The organism is Pyrobaculum neutrophilum V24Sta, from assembly GCF_000019805.1.
GTDB lineage: Archaea > Thermoproteota > Thermoprotei > Thermoproteales > Thermoproteaceae > Pyrobaculum > Pyrobaculum neutrophilum.
Genome location: NC_010525.1, coordinates 885,226 through 900,736, shown reverse-complemented (window position 1 = coordinate 900,736; position 15,511 = coordinate 885,226). Strand labels below are relative to the sequence as shown.

Below are 15,511 nucleotides of genomic sequence, written 5' to 3'. Positions count from 1 at the left end.
ACTAGGGGATTTGGGATGCCACCTCCCTGTACTTCTCCCTGGCGGCCTCCCTCCACGCGGCGTAGATCTTGTCGCGGTAGGCCGGGTCCTTGAGCTTGTCGTTGATCTTCATGGCGTACTCCAGCGTCAGCTTGACCATCTGGCCGGTGTCGGGGTCCTTGAAGGTGACGGGCTCGCCCAGGCGCCGGGCCAGCTCCACGGCCTTGGCTCTGTCTATCCTCCCGCCGAGGTAGGCCTTGACCAGCTTGGCCCAGGCGTCCTGGAGGAGCTGGGCGTTGTCCGTCACCGCCGCGTCGAAGTAGTACATCACCACGTTCTCGGTGGCGAGGGCCAGGGTGTCGTTGAAGTTTATAGTCCTGAGGTGGAGCATGTAGTCGTAGACGGCCTTTAGGTCGGCCCTCTTCTTGCCCTCGGGCGTGTCGAAGGCGCTGGGGTTGACCGGCATCCTGTTCACCTTGGGGTCAAACACCACCACCTGACCCTGGGTGATGACCCAGGCCACGAAGGCCTCGGCCGCCTGGCGGCACCTTGTGCCCTTCACCACGGCGATGGGGTCCCCGTTGACGGAGGTGTCGTTGGGCACGACGTACCTCGTCGCCGGGTTCTGGAGCTGGGCCGTGTAGCCGAAGAAGTCGATGGTCCACCCGGCGCCTATCTCGCCGGCGATCACGGCGTCTCTTACGGCCTCGCTACCGCCGTATATCCTGCCGTTGGCTGCCGTGAGAGTGATCACCCTCCACCCCTCGTCCCAGCCGTAGGCCTGGAGGATGATCTCGGCGATCCTCGTGTTGCTGGTGGACTTAGTCAGCGACGAAAGGCCGGCGGCCGGGGTACCCCTCAGCACGGCCTTCCCGTACTCAAACGAGGCGAGGTCTGCCCAGCTCCTCGGCTCGGGGAGGCCGAGGTCCTTGAGAACCTGCGTGTTTATGGTGATGCCGAAGCTGGACACCGCCCAGGCCACCCAGTAGACCTTGCCGTCTGGCCCAACGCGCATCATGGGCATCCCCGCGATGGTCTTGGGTATCTGGGCCAGCGCGCTCTTCACCTCGTCCCCCTCCAGCGGCAGGAGCAGGCCGTCTTTATACAGCGAGTCGAAGAGCGTCGGCCCCCCTCCCCACGCCACGTCCGCCTGGCCTGCCTGGATCAAGGCCCTCCACTGCGCGGCGGGGACCGGCTTAAACACCACGTCTCTAACGCCGTATCTCTTCGCCACGTCGCTCTGTAGAAAGAGGGCCCTCGCCGCGTCTAGGATGTCGGTGGGGTGCCTAGTTATGACCACCAACGTGGTGCAGACCTCCGGAGAAGTCGCCGTAGGCGTGGGAGACGCCGCCGTGGTCGTCGGCGTGGAGGTCACCGTGCCGGTCGCAGGCGTCGAGGCCGTGGGAGGAGGGGGAGACGCCGCAGGCGCCTGTTGTTGCTGCGCCGCGAATAGGGCGGCTATTATGGCCACCGCCACCACGGCTGCTATCCCCAGAGCTAGACCCCTACGCATGTGTCAGCAGGCGCGGTGGTTAAAAAGGTTTGCCCCCCGCGCTCATGTTCATACGCATCAAGCTTTAAAAGACAGGATACATCACACACATGAACCCAAAGGTAGCCGCGTTCCTCCTAGCGGCGGCCCTCGCCGCCGCCCAACAGCTGTACGTCCCAGTTTTGGTAGACGTGTCACACGGCGAAGCCACGAAGGGGCTCGACCTCTGGGTAAACTCCACGGCAAACCCCCTGGCGATTACGGACTTCGCTAGGCTGTACGTCCTCGTCCCGCCAGACGCCAAGCTCGACCCCACCCTGACTAAGCTAAACGCCACCAAGGCGGCCGTCATAATACGGGGAGACCTCTCGACGGTCGACCTGTCCCAGTTTAAGGTAATCGTCCTCGGGCAGCCGCCTAAGCCCCTCAGCGAGGCGGAGCTAGCCGCCTTAAAGAAGTGGTTCGACTCCGGCGGGAGAGTGCTGTGGTGCGCCGCCGACTCCGACTACCCAGCCCAGGGCTCGGAGGAGTCGCAAGCCGCCTGCAACGACGTAGCTGAGTACCTCGGCGCCCACATCAGAGCCGACTACGTCTCGGTGGAGGACCCCCAGCAGAACGCGGGGGCTGCCTACAGGGTGGTAGGCGTCGTTGACCCGCCGCCTCAGCTGGCCTTCCTCGGCTTCCTCGCCCAGCGCGTCCTCCTCCACGGCCCCGGGGCAATCGCGGTGGTGCTGCCCGACGGGAGGTGGGTCCCCGCCACAAGCCCAGAGGCGCAGAAGGCCTACGGCAACATATATGTGATAGTGAGAACCACGGAGAAGGGGGCCATAGTTGAGCACAGGACCTCCGCCGACGGCAAAGGCAGAGACGGGAAGGCCCACAAGGCGGGCGACCGCGGCGTCTTTGCCCTGATGGCCGCCGAGATTATGCCAAGCGGAAGCGTGCTCATCCTCTCCGGCGAGACGCCATACGGCGGCTACGAGCCCATGGTCGCCCCGGTCTACTACAGAGTCCAGCTAGACGGGCCTAGGTTCCTCAGAAACATCCTCCTGTGGGCCACCGGCAACTACAGAGAGCTCACCACGATGGTCTACCAAGCCCGCCAGATGGCACAGATCGCGTCCGACGCCGCCGCGCTGAAGAACACCGCCGCCTCTTTGCAAAACGAGGTCTCCGCCGTTAAAACAGCCGTCTCGCAGGTCTCCGCCAAGGTAGACGCCGTGGGCGGCCAGGTGGCTGAGCTCAGCCAGAAGGTGGACCAGCTCACTCAGCAGCTCAACGCCGCCGTGGCCGAGGCCAACAACGCCAAGACCACCGCCTTCGTCGGCACAGCCCTAGCCTTGATCTTCGCCATAGCCGCAGCCGCCCTCGCCATACGCAGGAGATGAGGCAGCTGTACCTCCTCCTCGCCGCGGCCCTCGCCCTAGCCGCCTCCATCGTCGACCCCAGGTGGGCCGTCCCCGCCTACGTAACCCCCGGCGGCGCCTTCAACATCACGCTGGATGCGCCAACCGCTGTGAAAAGCGTAGCCCTAGCCGCCCCCGGCGTGGAGAAGCCGCTGGAGCTCAGCTTCAACGCCTCTGGAGCCGTCATCACGGCTCGCGTCCCGGCGGACGTCCCCCCCGGCCTCTACGACCTCGTAATCAACGGCGGTGAGATATACGAGCCCAAGGCCGTCTGGGTCGGCAACGTGACGGGGCCCCTTAGGATAATCCAGCTCACCGACATACACGTGGGAGTTGAGCTAGACATGGCCTCCATATACCGCCTAACCCACGCCGCTCTCTACGCCAGCTCCAGCCCCTACGACGTCGTGTTCCTCACCGGCGACCTCGCAGACGTGGGAGGCCAGCCCTGGCAGTACGCCCTGCTGGTCAGATACACCTCCACAATTACAAAGCCCATCTTCGCCGTGCCGGGGAACCACGACCACGCCGGCGACGACCCCCTCAATAACTACAGGAGGTATGTGGGGCCCCCCTACTGGTACAGAGTCGTCGGGCCCTACCTAATAATCGGCCTAGACAGCGGCCACGACGGCTATCTAACAGAGGAGCAGGTCAAGTTCTACGGAGACGTCCTGAGGCGCTACCCAGACAAGGTGAAGATAGTCCTAATACACCACCCGCCCTTCTACATACGCGACGCCTACGTCGCCGAGATCTACCGCGGCCCCCAGGACATAGACAGACTCAGCAGAGACCCCACCGGGAGGAGGAACTACTACATCGTCTACACCAGCTACCTCTACAACCGCCCCACCTACGAGAGGTTCCTCAACCTAACGATTAGGTACAGAGTAGCCCTGGTGATGGCCGGCCACGTACACCCCGGCAACTCCACCGTGGTCATAAACGGCACCTACTTCGTCACCACCAGGACGTTGGGAGGGTCTGTGGACACCTCCCACGGCTTTAGAACCTACGTCGTCTACCCAGACGGCCGCGTCCAGATAAACCCAGAAACCCTCACCTACAAAAACTACGCCGTCGTGGCCCAAGGCGCCAAAGCCGCCCAGATATACGCCGACAGCGACCTCCTCCCCGGCACAATAGCCATAGACCTACCCGGCCAGTACCAAGGCCTCAAAGCCCTAAACGGCACAGCCCAGCTAGTAGAAGCGAAGAAACACCCACTAGCCAAATACACGCGGTACTACATCTCTACAGCAGGCAAGCCCATCTGGATAGCCATCGGAGACTACGCCCCAGCCCCCACCCTATCGGTAGAAAAGATAATGCCCAGGTCCCCCACCCCCGGCGACGTGGTGACAGTCACGATAAAGGCAGAGGACCCCAACGTCGGCATACCCTTCCTAACGGTAGACGGCAAGAAGATACTCGCCTCCTACCCAGGAGAGCAGCCGGTATACCAATACAGATTCAGATACGACAAGCCAACCACACTACAGATACAAGCCCCAGGAGGCCAACCCACAACAGTACAGATAGGCCAAACCACGCAGCCGCCAACAACTACGCCGACACCCACCCCGACACCCACAGCCACCCCAACCCCAAGCCCCACGCCAAGTAAAACACCAACGCCCACGCCAACTACACCACCCCCAACCACCCCGACGGCCACCTCTCCAACACCTACGCCCACCCCCACCCGCACGCCAACCCCCACCGCAGCTCCGGCGCCAGCCCCATTCCCCACTGAAGCCGCCGTGCTAATCGCAATAGCCGCGGTCGGCGCCGCGCTACTGGCGGCCCTCGCCAAAACAGGCAAAAAGAAGGCAGAAACCGGCGGAACCAGGGTATACGGAGAAAGATAACCCCCCTTTTTCACCCACGCCACCCTCCTCTCGCCCACGCCTCCGCCCCAGCCCAGGCCATGGAGACCGGACTGTACCCTCCTCCAACCCCCGTCGGGACAAAGTCCCCACGCCGCCGCTCGCCGCCGTAAGCCCACCTGCGAAAAAATACAGGATTTCTCTCGATCACTAAGAAGGCCGTCCCAGCTCTTCCAGGGCCTTCCTCAGGGCGGAGCAGATGTCCTCGGCTGTGAAGCCCTCCCTAGCCATCTGCGCCACGAAGAGCCCGAGGAGGGTCGGGAGGTCGGACATGGGGCCCACCGCCACCGCCTCCCTCCCCCCCGCCGAGTAGACCAGCCTAGCCACGGGGCCCTGCCTCTCCACCCTAAGCATAGGGGGGAGAAGAGGGGGGCTTTAATCTCTTACCGGCCGGGGCGGCCCGGGACACACCACCACCCTGCTGTAGCCCCCCGCCTCCACCACGGCAACAGTCCCGTTCCCCACCCTACACACCCTCTCCGACCCAGCCCTCAAGAAGTCGAAGGCGCAGAGCACCCTCCCCGACCCATCAGCCACAGTCACATTACGCAGATCCACGTAGGCGGATACCACCACGTACCCCTCATAGCAGAACGCCGAAAAAGGCACCTGCGGACCCCCCACCCTCCCCCGCACATCAAGATAAAAGGCCAGGGCCACCAGCGCGATGATGAGAAGCGCCACCCCCACCAGAGCCACCCCAACCCTAAGCAGATCCATGGAAAGTACTACATAGATATATAAATCTTATAATGACCTCTCCAGCAACCTCATCACCTCGCCGATGTGTTTTTCCCTGGCCTCATCCGCGGTAGCTCCATAAGCCGGGTCTATCCTCAGGGGGTATATGGCGCGGCCGTCCTTCATACGGATCGGCTTGCCGCTGTTTGCCCATCTAACTGCCGCCTCCTCTTCTTCATCCTCGGCCTCTTCCTCCGACGCGGCTGGATATACCAATATCCCAATTTTCGCACTATATTCACACATATATGTCATCACTTGGAAGCGGCCTCTTGCGATGTAGCCCGGCCTGTCTGAGTATTTGCACTCCACCACGGCTTTCACATCGGCGTTTGCGACAGTTAAATCCGGCCTCCCCCTCACCTCGTCCCCGGCGACCTCCTCTATTATGGAGTGGTGCGGCAACGCTCTGTTAAGATACACCGCCAGCGTTTTACCGTCCCTTTCGACTAAGACGGCGCGTTTCTCCGCGTCTACCCCCACCGTCCTCCAACCCAAGCGCCGTAGGGCCTCCAACACGAGCATAGCTATGTACATCTCGTATAGGCGCCAGTTGACGAACTTCAACGCCTTTCCAACGCCCCTCCTCTCCCCCACGTATACCTCCCCCTCCACAAGCGCCTTGGCGGCTCTGTAGATAGCCCAGCCCTGTCTCAGCCAAGGCGGCCCCTCTCTTACGTCCACTGCCGCTCTGCCATATGCCTTAGGCAACCTCTTGGCGATCCGCCTCAGCCTCTCGGCGTCCTTCCTCATCTCCTCGTCGACGGCGGCCTCCCTCCCCCACTTCGATACTTTCAAGGCCATGCGCCGCAGTATCCCATACTCAGGCGCTTGAAGCGAGGGGAGGTACGTCAACGAGGCGTACACCCCCGCAGGCAGAACAGCCACGGTCCTCCCCACGTCTAAGGCGCCGAAGATCTCGTCGCCGTATACGACAGCAAATTCCCTATAAACCAAGAGGTCCCTAAGCGCAGCCTTCACCACTACCGTCATCGCATTTACAAACTCGGCCAGCAACGCAGAGGCCACCCCATATCTCTCATCCTCCGACAAGCCCAGGAGCTTCATTATATTTCTCCCCCCGACGTAGTGTTTTACATACCAACGCGCCGCCAGCTCCAGCAAACGCCTATCTCTACGCCGCCACTCGGCGGAACCCACGGGCTACGCCCTGCGCCTCCTCCTCAGGGCAAATCCCCCAGACGACATCTCGATCAGCTCTTCAGCACGCGGCTCGGCGAAACCCAAGGCCTTGTAGGCGCCTCTAAGCCTCTCGGCGTGAATCAACGCGCTGGGCGGAATGTCGCCAGCTCTATTCATGTTCTGATATGCGCTGTAGAGATCTTCATCTGTCTTGAAAACGCTCCCACTTACGTCAAATTTCACGACGGTAAATCTCCTCAAGAGGGCCTCCCCCAGCAGAAACAGGTTTCTAACGTCGCGCGTGTTCATCGTGGCTAACACCCTGATCCTCTTGAGGGGGGCGTCACCCATCTCTCTATAGTTCCGCAGGAAGGCCCTCGCCTCCTCGTCGGCCTTATCGCCGTATCCCTCGACCTCCTCCACCAGCGTCTTGGGTATTTCCCAGTCTTCGGGACTCGGCGATCTGAAGATAGAGAAGAACTCGCCAAAGGCCTTGTCTGCATCCGCCCTATTTATCTCGTCGATTATGAGGAGAAGGGGCCTCCCGCAGTTTCTGGCGGCCCTGTTGTACGCCCTAATCAACAAGCCGCTCTTCCAGACGACGGAGCCCTCCCTTATGGTCTCCCCTCCGATCACGTCGCGCCTAAACCACAGCGCGTTCGCAGTAGCCAAGATATAGTCGCCCCCCGTCAGCCTCTTAGCAAACTCCACCGCCAACGTCGTCTTCCCCACCCCCGGCGGACCAACAAGCAACACGTTGCCGGCGTACAGCGCCGCCCCCACCTTCTCTACCACTTTAGCCACTGTCGGAAACTGCCCCTTAAGCTCGTCAATAGCTTTTTTAAAAAGTTTGACATCGCTCTCCTCTCTACATCTTGGAACCTTATAGATACCGCTTTTTATCGCTAAATCGAGGATATTAAACAGAAGTCTGCAATCAACCTCTTTAAGCGACCCAGGCTGAAAGCCTTTCAGTATAAAGCCGTCTCTCCCGTTCTGAGCGTCTAAATACGCCAAGACCTCGATAAAAAACTTATAATACCAATTATTATCTTTATTGGGCCAGTATTGACAACTACATCCACCTACAAGGTCGTCTTTCGTCACCTTACCAAGAGCCACAATTTTCGAAAGATACACCTCCGCGTTTTTCATATCTTCCGCTGGTGTCGTTTTACCAAACCTGGCAGTAGATACAGCTAACACGTATATTTCATTATATTTCTCAATATTATTTTTTAAGTCTTCATAATCTTCCACGTTAGGAAATGCCCATAGAATTTTTCCATTTTTCTTTTTCTCTCTTAACACCCTTAGGCATTGTGGATTGCATTCACCAGAGTATTTAGGGGTTAATTCGTTCTCTTTTGATATTTCCGAGATTGCATAATGCCAATTCTCAGGAGATCCTAATATGACATAACATCGCCCCTGAGAAGCACTCATTAAGTAGCTATTAAACCGCTGTTATTATATGTTAACGTTGTTTGACAGACGCATCGGCGGACGGACGTTGAGGGAGCTTGCCTGGGAGCTCTACAGAGGTGGGGCCTACAGGCCGCCCCGCTCCGAGCTGGAGCTCGCCCAACTGGTCCAAATCCAGAGGAGGATCTCGGGGGGCGTGCCGGTGCCCAAAATGCCGTATGTCCCCGGCAATAGGAAGGTGGGGAGGATATGGACATTCGACCTCCCGCCGGTTCTGACTTGCCCCTACGCCACCTTCTGCGGGAGGCCGGGGTCCGCCGGGCTCTACCGCGGGAGGGGGCTGGTTTGCTACGACATAAACATCGCCAGGTACAACCCACTGCACCTCCTGAGGGAGTACATCAACTTCATCCACGTCGTGAGGGAGGGCTACAGCTGGCTTAGAGACTGGACCCGCTTCGTCGTGGACTATAGGGGTGCGAGAATTATTAGGTTCCACGTGGGCGGAGACGTATTCTCAGACTGGTACTGGGGCTACCTCAAGAAGCTGGCGTCCGACTTCCTCCACGTGACGTTCTACCTCTACACGCGGTCGTTCCCCATTGTGGCGGCGTCGCCAGAGCGGCCGCCCAACCTGGTAGTCCTCATGTCTCTAGACGGGGCCAACTACAAGGCCTATGAGAAATACGGCGCCTACTTCGACCACATCACCTATCTAGCCGCTGGCGAAGACGCAAGGGGCCAGATCCCCGCGATAGAAGCCCTGGCTAAGTGGGCCGCCCAAAACGGCAAGAGGCTCATCATATTCCTAGAACACAGAAGACTCCCACAGCTGAGACAAGCCCTGGAGAAATACAGCCAGTACATCTGCCCAAACGAGCTAGGCGTAAATACGACATGCGAAAAGTGCAGACGCTGCTTCGCGCCCCCAAGGGACAGACATTTTACTGCTTAATACGGCAAAAGTCTGTTCCACATGCTATCCGATTTGACATTCCGCGTTGGGTAACGCCGTCAGCGCCACCTTTCATCGTAGAGCGCTCATGACGCCGACCAAGCTCTGTGTGCGATAAGCGGTCTAATAGGCGATGACTCAGCTCTTTCCGTGGGACCCTCGGCTGTCTCCTACGGCTACTCCGAATTGCACGGCGCCTAGCCCAACCCCGCGGCTCTTGCCCAAGCCCAGAAAGTTGGCAAGTGAAACATAGTACGAGAGCTTGTCCATGTATCTGTCGTCTTGGACGACGTACTTCGCAACGCCGTAGAAGCCGTAGAGCGACCTCCTTCCGTCGTACTTTACCTTCACCACGCAACTGGGCCTGTGGCACCGAAGGTCGGCGAGGTCGACGTATTCGTAGACCCAGCGGATGAACTTGACATCTAGCTTCTCGGCGAGCCCGAGCTTATACGCCGTTATGACAAGCCACTTGAAGACGCGGAGCGGCTCCGGTATATACGCCAGCTTAGCCCTCTTCCTCTCCCTGGTCTTAACGGCGAACTGCACAGGCGTTACGGTTTCAAGAACGAGGCGGTTCGCCCCGATGTCTTTCGGCTCAAACCAGCGCACGGCGACGTCTTCGACGGCCACACGGGCTCTGCCCAGCGCCACGATGTCCGGCTTCTCGGCCGGCGGCTCCCGCGCCACGTAGACCACCTCCACTTGCACCCCCGGCGGATAGGCCGCGGGCCGTCCCCACACAGGCCTCCCCTGGACAATGGGCGGCCAGATAGACAGAGGCTTGATTCCGCGCGAGGCCAGCAGGCCGTGCACAAGGCGGGGCGTCCAGCCGGCGAGCGCCAGGGGATCCAGCGCGTAGCCCCTCAGCGCCACCCTGAATATCATCTCCTGTTTCTCGACGCCACCTCGTAGTCGCAGTCGTTGAGAAGGCCGAGAAGAGCCATCCCGGCATACTTGAGCGAGTCTTTTAGGAAGTCGCGACTCACCGCCGCGTTGTAAATGTCGTCTTCGACGCCGCGGAACAGAAGGCCAAGCGCCTTGCGGAAGAGCTCGGTCTCCGGCCTCCAGCTGACTGCAACTGTGCACCTCGGCTGAAATGTCACCTTGCCCAACCCCTGGGGCTTCTTGAAGGAGTAGTGGTGCCTAGCGACGGCGTACACTGCAAGCCTTCTGATCCTCCAATCGGCGCTGTCAAGCGCTTTGTACACAGCCGCGGCGGACTTAGCCTCGTGGTGCGGGAAGTACCTATCCGCGCCCTCGTACTCCCTGTCCGCCTTCCCAACGTCATGTGCATAGCCCACGAACACAATTAAGTCTCTAGCCAGCGCCTCCTCTACGCCGAGAACCCGCGCCAGCTTAGGCACCAGCCACCTCCCCCTCGCCGCCATACACGACGCGACCTCCTCCAGATGCAGTTCGAGGGGCTCTCCAGGGCCCGCGAGACACGTCATACCCCCTCTCCACACTTCTTGAGCACAGCCCCAAGCCCCTCTCTGTATTTCACAACGCGGATCCTCGGCACATCGCCGTACTCATCGACGACGTCAAGAAGCCACTCCATCAATTCCCTATCTCCGTAGCTACGGGGCGGCTCAATCCGCCTCTCTCCAACATACACCTCAAACTCCAGCTGTCCCAGCCTGTCCAGCGAAACTGTGAAGGACTCCTCGGGCCCCTCCCCCACCTCCGCCTCCAGCAGGGCGTGGCGGACGAAGGAGCCGCCCTCCTCCAGCAACTTTTCCCTCAAGTTGTGTGTATCCACCACTTCCTCCTTCATGACGGTTCCCAGAAACCAGAAGTGTTTCTCGTCTACCTCGGCCTCCCCTCGGAGGAGGCGTAGGTAGCTGTCCGGCTTGTGCGGGAGGCGCCAGTTCTTGACCTTGAGGAGCTCCTCATCGACCTCGCCGACGAAGTATATCTCGCCTACGCAGCTCTCCCTGTTTCTACAGACGCGCCCCACCCGTTGCGCGACCCGCTCCACCTCGTCGGCTTCGGTTATCAACACGTCGAAGTCTACGTCGACGCCGGCCCCAATCGCGTCTGTACCCACCACAATCTGAGCCTTATCAAGCTCGCGCTCAGCCCTCTCGCGGTCTCTCCGCGTCATGAGGGAGTGCACCGCCGGCGCCCCCAACGTCTCGGAAAGGCGCTGGACTCTGCAGACGTCGTTAACTATCACGAGCACCCTCTTCCCCTCCTCCGCCTTACGCCTCGCCACCTCCTCTATATTGTCAACCCTCCCCACCTTGTACGCTACGTTCGACATCCGCCGTTCGAACTCCGGATCGGCGACTTTGACGTCGCCGCCCCTCTCCTCATCCCTCTCCCCAAGCGACACAAACCTAAAGCCCTTGAATACATCCCTCTTCCACTCGCCAAGAGTTGCCGACATGACGACGGTGGGCACGCCGAGCTCTTTGAGGAACCTCACAGCCGCCTTTACTGCGGCGAGCTCTTTCCTGGAGCCAGCTGCCATATGCGCCTCGTCTAGAAAGACACACGAGGGGTAGATGTAGGCGAGGGGTATGTGGTACCTCACCGACGGTCTCTCGGACTTGTAGAACTTCCACATCTCTGCGACGGGGACCTTCGCCAGGTTGTGGATGAAGGAGTCCAGCGTCGTGAGGACGTACTCCTCGCGGAAGTACGGATCCTTCACGTACCTATCCCGAAGGAGGACGTCGCCGTCTTGATACGCGAACTTTATATCGGGGTGGGCAGAGGCGTACCTCTCGATCTGCTTCCTAATGAGAGCCCTCAGGGGCATGACGTGGATCGCCTTACTGCAGAGACCCCCCTCCCTCAGAGCCTTGTAAAACAGCGGCGCGGCGTAGGTCTTCCCGTATCCCGTCGGAAGCTCCAAGACAATCCTTGAAGCGCCCGCGCGCGCCAGCTCAAGCCCCCTCTCCACCGCCCTACGCATAGCCGAAGAGCGCGTCAAGCGCCCTCCTCTCGCCCTCGGACAGCCACCTGCTGGCCAACATACTCCTCGCCACTTGATAGAGCCGCCCCCAGTCCTCGGCGACCCTCCACCTCCCGCCGCCTTCTCCATACACCTCGGAGAGAGATATGGCGCTCCAGATGGCCGATGCGGCAGGCTCAACGTAGTCCGACCCCGACTCCACGAGCTCGACGAAAAACCGCGCAACGCGGCGCATCCTAGAAAGCGCCTCCACAGGCAGTGCGGTGGCCGTGTAGTAGCTCCCTCCGCCGACGAAAAGCCTCCCCGAAACCCCGCCGAGCTTCAACACGACGAGGGAAGCCGCGTACAGGAGGAGGGCAAGCCCGCCCAAGTTAGACGCACGCCGCCACACCCTCTCGTTGACACCCCACAAATCCCCAGCCGCAGTCCGGTCTTCCACGTCTACAAAGACGTGGTACCACCTCTCTCCAATCCTCACCCTAGTGAACCCATCGAAGGCATCAGCGACCTTTAGAACCGCCCTAGCGATCCCGAACACCTTCCTCGCCTCCTTATAAAAGAACCGCCCATCAAGATGTATAAACTCCTTACTCTCCAAAAGCCCAGAGCTCTGCGAAAAACTCTCCAAAGCCCCAAAATCCCTACTCTCCAAGAGCAGACTCTGGATGTCGGCCCTCCTCCTCCCCCTCCTCTCAAACACAGAAGCGATGAAGCTGTTGTACTCCTCGACATAGTGGTCGACGTCATCCCACCTCCAGATTTCGACCCCGGTGGCCATGTAAGAGAGGAGGCCGGCTTTGTACACCGCAGAGAGGTGGACAAACTGAGGCGCGCTCTGAAGATCAATTCTCACCTGCACGCCGCCTGCCTTGCCAGAAGACTTGCCCGAGGATCTGCCTTTCTTAGCCCTCGGCATAACCCCGCGGCAGTATGGCATAGAGGTCACTACCGGCTTCCGGCACGATTTTCACTGCCGTGTACCCCTTTGCCGGCCTCACTTTGATGTGGCCCATCGGCGGCGGGATGTAGAAGGGTTGCCTCTCCGCGTTCAGCCCAAGGCGCGGGTCAAAGAAGTACTCCTCTCTACACTGAGCCGTCACCTGGCCGTAGTACGGTACCGCAACGCATTCAGAAGCCCAGCCGGCCGGGATGTAGAAGCGCGTCTCCACCTCCCTAGCCCCGAGATCCTCTACCGCGAACCGGAGGGGAGTCGCCGCAATCAGCCCCTCCTTCTGCCCAACCCGGTATATATACGGGGCCAGTTTTTCGGCCTCGCCGCCCGAGACCAAGAGGTAGGCGGGGCCCCAGAAGTACACCTCGCGCCGCGACCCAACCCCCAAAAAGTTCTGTATCAAGCTCCGTGCAGTCATCCCGCTCTCAACCACCTCGTCTTCTCTGCCCTTAAGCACCGCCTCTATGGCCTTGGGGAGCTTCTCCAGTCTGGTCCGCTTCTGAGTCATAAGGGTGTAGTGCCTGTAGAGCCCAACCCCCTCGGTATACGGCGGCGCCCAGAAGAGGACGAAGTCGGCCCGGGGCGCGTAGAACCGCTCCTCCGGCCGCACAGCAACCGCGCCCAGGGCGCCCAGCAGAGTGGTAGGCGGCGGGAGGAGGGGGCCGGCTCCATGCTCAAGAAAGGCCGGCTTGGAGACGAAGGGGGAGAAAAAATCCAACTTTACGAGCATCATTCGAAGTACTCAAGCACCCGCTCCTTGGCCCAGTCTATGAGCTCCTCCAACGTAGATAGGCCAGAGTCGCATGACGTTATCCCCTCGCGGTCAAAGCACGACAGCTCCAGTGTGCTGTACAGCGGCTTCATCTTCTCCACGCGGGCTTTATTCAAGGCCCAGTAGTCGCCGTAGCGCGGCGGAGACACCATGAAGGGGTGTGGGTCTGCGACGGCGGCGACGCCGCCAAGAGCCTCAAAGGCAGGCAAATACCGCGCCTTCTTCGCGCCGAACAACATGCCGGAGTAGAGGAGCTTAAGCGCATCAAAGGCCAACTCGGCCCTTTCAAGCCAGTCGTCCACGTCATCTCCGTCTTCCAGCCTACCAATTTTCATAACATCTATCGCGACAGCTTGAATGTATACGGCCGTGCCGCTCTCGACCGTGAACGGTCTCTGTGTGTCGGGCTTCTGGAGGTTGTAGCGGACGTGGAACTGCGGCATGACGACACCCCTCGCGCTGGAGGTGTCCGGAAGCATGTAGCTGAACATCACCGCGCTCGTCCTCTTGACGACAGACCCCTTCTCGCCGCCGCCGGCCTCCTTCGTCGCCATGAAGCCCGTGATGTCCTCCACGACGCAGGTCTTCACCCTCTCGTCGTGCCCAATGTCGACTCTATCCGCACGCTTGAAGAAGCCGCCGATCTTCTCATAGCTTGCACACTCCTCACAGACCGGCAGGCTCCTCCCCGCGGCAAGCTTGACAAGCGCAGCCATGTAGCCGTAGGAGACGGACTGCCCCGAGACGCCGGGAGCCGCCGTGATGCGGTAGCCGCCGTCCTCGCGGATGAGGACGGGGACGGTTCTGTGCCTGGCGTAGTTCCCCATAGTCTCGACCATGTTGAGGGCCTCGACCTCCGCCCGGAACCGGAAGGCGAACGAGACGAACATGGCTACTTCGCCGCAGACGCCTGCCCCTTCACCACCTGCCGCTCACCGCCAACCGCCTTCGCAAGCGCCTTAAACGCCACCTCCTTCGCCACAGCCGGCCTCCTCTTAACCAACGCGGCAAAGGCGCGAACCGCCTCCTCCAACCCCTCCGGACGGGCACAGTCCTTCAACGTGCCAAAGTACCTCAAAGCGTCGTAGACAGCCTCCATAGCCATCGTGACGTAAAACTCGTCGCTATCCTCCACGCGGGCAAGGCGGTCAAGAGGGCCATAGTACTTCTCACGCACCAGACACGACAAGACATAAATCAACGGCTCCATAGACACCCTCTTATCACCCCTCCCAGCCATATAAAGACATCAAACCAACTATTTAAACATTACCAACGTCCAACACCATACCCAAACACACAGCGTTCACACACCAAGACGAATCTTCAAATCTCTATCTGAGAATCTCTCCATGTATTCATACACCGTCTGCTTGTCCGCAAAGTCGTAGAACCTTCAAATCTCTATCTGAGAATCGTGCCGATCACGGCGATGTATTTGTCGGGCGGCGGGTAGACGACCCTTCAAATCTCTATCTGAGAATCGGCCTCGCAGAGCGCCTTATGCACTGGTACGACCTCAGCAAGGCGCCTTCAAATCTCTATCTGAGAATCTGGCGGCGGCGGTGTCGGACAGCTTCTCGCTGCGCTCAATCATGCCTTCAAATCTCTATCTGAGAATCCGCCAGCTCCCTCCTCACGGCTATGCAGGCCACGGAGTATGGCCCTTCAAATCTCTATCTGAGAATCCCTCCCTCTCTGCGACGTACCGGATGAGCTGTCTGTATCCCTCCTCCTTCAAATCTCTATCTGAGAATCTAAACGCGACGCAGAGCCTAATTGCGACACACGTCTACTACCTTCAAATCTCTATCTGAGAATCTCCACG

General features: G+C 59.9%; 15 protein-coding genes and 1 CRISPR repeat array (1 of these 16 cut by a window edge). Of the genes, 3 read left to right on the top strand and 12 right to left on the bottom strand.

The window, feature by feature from the left end; translation table 11 throughout:
* Position 1: 1 nt before the first annotated feature.
* Positions 2-1,492, bottom strand: coding sequence for an ABC transporter substrate-binding protein (locus TNEU_RS05045; RefSeq protein WP_148682364.1), 1,491 nt, complete (start codon positions 1,490-1,492; stop codon positions 2-4).
* Between the two features lie 89 nt (positions 1,493-1,581).
* Between TNEU_RS05045 and TNEU_RS05040 the strand changes: the two genes are divergently transcribed.
* The gene (locus TNEU_RS05040) at positions 1,582-2,859 is read left to right on the top strand and encodes an ABC transporter (RefSeq protein ID WP_012350358.1); all 1,278 of its coding nucleotides are present in this window, start codon (positions 1,582-1,584) and stop codon (positions 2,857-2,859) included.
* On the top strand, positions 2,856-4,751 hold the full coding sequence (locus TNEU_RS05035) for a metallophosphoesterase family protein (protein ID WP_012350357.1): 1,896 nt from the start codon (positions 2,856-2,858) through the stop codon (positions 4,749-4,751). The genes TNEU_RS05040 and TNEU_RS05035 overlap by 4 nt, the downstream gene beginning before the upstream one ends.
* A gap of 168 nt (positions 4,752-4,919) precedes the next feature.
* Here TNEU_RS05035 and TNEU_RS05030 read toward each other — a convergent pair whose 3' ends face one another.
* The 4 genes from TNEU_RS05030 to TNEU_RS05015 are packed head-to-tail and all read right to left on the bottom strand — an operon-like array spanning position 4,920 to position 8,099.
* Positions 4,920-5,123 carry a hypothetical protein gene (locus TNEU_RS05030; RefSeq protein WP_012350356.1) on the bottom strand — a complete coding sequence of 68 codons (204 nt, stop codon included), beginning with the start codon at positions 5,121-5,123 and terminating at the stop codon, positions 4,920-4,922.
* A 21-nt stretch (positions 5,124-5,144) separates the two neighbouring features.
* Entirely contained in the window at positions 5,145-5,489 is a 345-nt protein-coding gene (locus tag TNEU_RS05025; protein ID WP_012350355.1) for a hypothetical protein, read from the bottom strand.
* 27 nt (positions 5,490-5,516) lie between these two features.
* A complete protein-coding gene (locus TNEU_RS05020) occupies positions 5,517-6,671 on the bottom strand; it encodes a hypothetical protein (RefSeq protein ID WP_012350354.1) in 1,155 nt (384 codons plus the stop codon).
* 3 nt (positions 6,672-6,674) lie between these two features.
* Complete coding sequence (locus TNEU_RS05015) at positions 6,675-8,099, bottom strand: AAA family ATPase (protein ID WP_012350353.1); 1,425 nt, start codon at positions 8,097-8,099, stop codon at positions 6,675-6,677.
* Positions 8,100-8,127: 28 nt separating this feature from the next.
* Here TNEU_RS05015 and TNEU_RS05010 point away from each other — a divergent pair, with 28 nt between their 5' ends.
* Positions 8,128-9,033, top strand: a complete 906-nt coding sequence (locus tag TNEU_RS05010) for a GP88 family protein (protein WP_012350352.1) — start codon at positions 8,128-8,130, stop codon at positions 9,031-9,033.
* A 138-nt stretch (positions 9,034-9,171) separates the two neighbouring features.
* On the opposite strand, the gene cas6 is transcribed toward TNEU_RS05010, so the two are convergent.
* Genes cas6 through TNEU_RS04980 form a run of 7 tightly spaced genes read right to left on the bottom strand, consistent with a single transcriptional unit; the run spans position 9,172 to position 14,923 of the window.
* Complete coding sequence (gene cas6 / locus TNEU_RS05005; protein ID WP_012350351.1) at positions 9,172-9,921, bottom strand: CRISPR system precrRNA processing endoribonuclease RAMP protein Cas6; 750 nt, start codon at positions 9,919-9,921, stop codon at positions 9,172-9,174.
* On the bottom strand, positions 9,918-10,487 hold the full coding sequence (locus tag TNEU_RS05000; protein WP_012350350.1) for a CRISPR-associated endonuclease Cas3'': 570 nt from the start codon (positions 10,485-10,487) through the stop codon (positions 9,918-9,920). Before TNEU_RS05000 ends, cas6 begins: the two co-directional genes overlap by 4 nt.
* Positions 10,484-11,959, bottom strand: a complete 1,476-nt coding sequence (gene cas3 / locus TNEU_RS04995) for a CRISPR-associated helicase Cas3' (RefSeq protein ID WP_012350349.1) — start codon at positions 11,957-11,959, stop codon at positions 10,484-10,486. The genes TNEU_RS05000 and cas3 overlap by 4 nt, the downstream gene beginning before the upstream one ends.
* A complete protein-coding gene (locus tag TNEU_RS10430) occupies positions 11,952-12,896 on the bottom strand; it encodes a hypothetical protein (RefSeq protein WP_245521932.1) in 945 nt (314 codons plus the stop codon). The genes cas3 and TNEU_RS10430 overlap by 8 nt, the downstream gene beginning before the upstream one ends.
* Positions 12,862-13,644: a hypothetical protein gene (locus tag TNEU_RS04990; RefSeq protein WP_012350347.1), complete on the bottom strand. Its 783-nt coding sequence runs from the start codon at positions 13,642-13,644 to the stop codon at positions 12,862-12,864. The genes TNEU_RS10430 and TNEU_RS04990 overlap by 35 nt, the downstream gene beginning before the upstream one ends.
* On the bottom strand, positions 13,641-14,573 hold the full coding sequence (locus tag TNEU_RS04985; protein WP_012350346.1) for a DevR family CRISPR-associated autoregulator: 933 nt from the start codon (positions 14,571-14,573) through the stop codon (positions 13,641-13,643). The genes TNEU_RS04990 and TNEU_RS04985 overlap by 4 nt, the downstream gene beginning before the upstream one ends.
* Positions 14,574-14,575: 2 nt before the next feature.
* Positions 14,576-14,923 carry a hypothetical protein gene (locus tag TNEU_RS04980; protein ID WP_148682362.1) on the bottom strand — a complete coding sequence of 116 codons (348 nt, stop codon included), beginning with the start codon at positions 14,921-14,923 and terminating at the stop codon, positions 14,576-14,578.
* Between the two features lie 83 nt (positions 14,924-15,006).
* Positions 15,007-15,511: a CRISPR direct-repeat array (repeat unit 24 nt; unit sequence CCTTCAAATCTCTATCTGAGAATC); it runs 2,129 nt beyond the window's last position.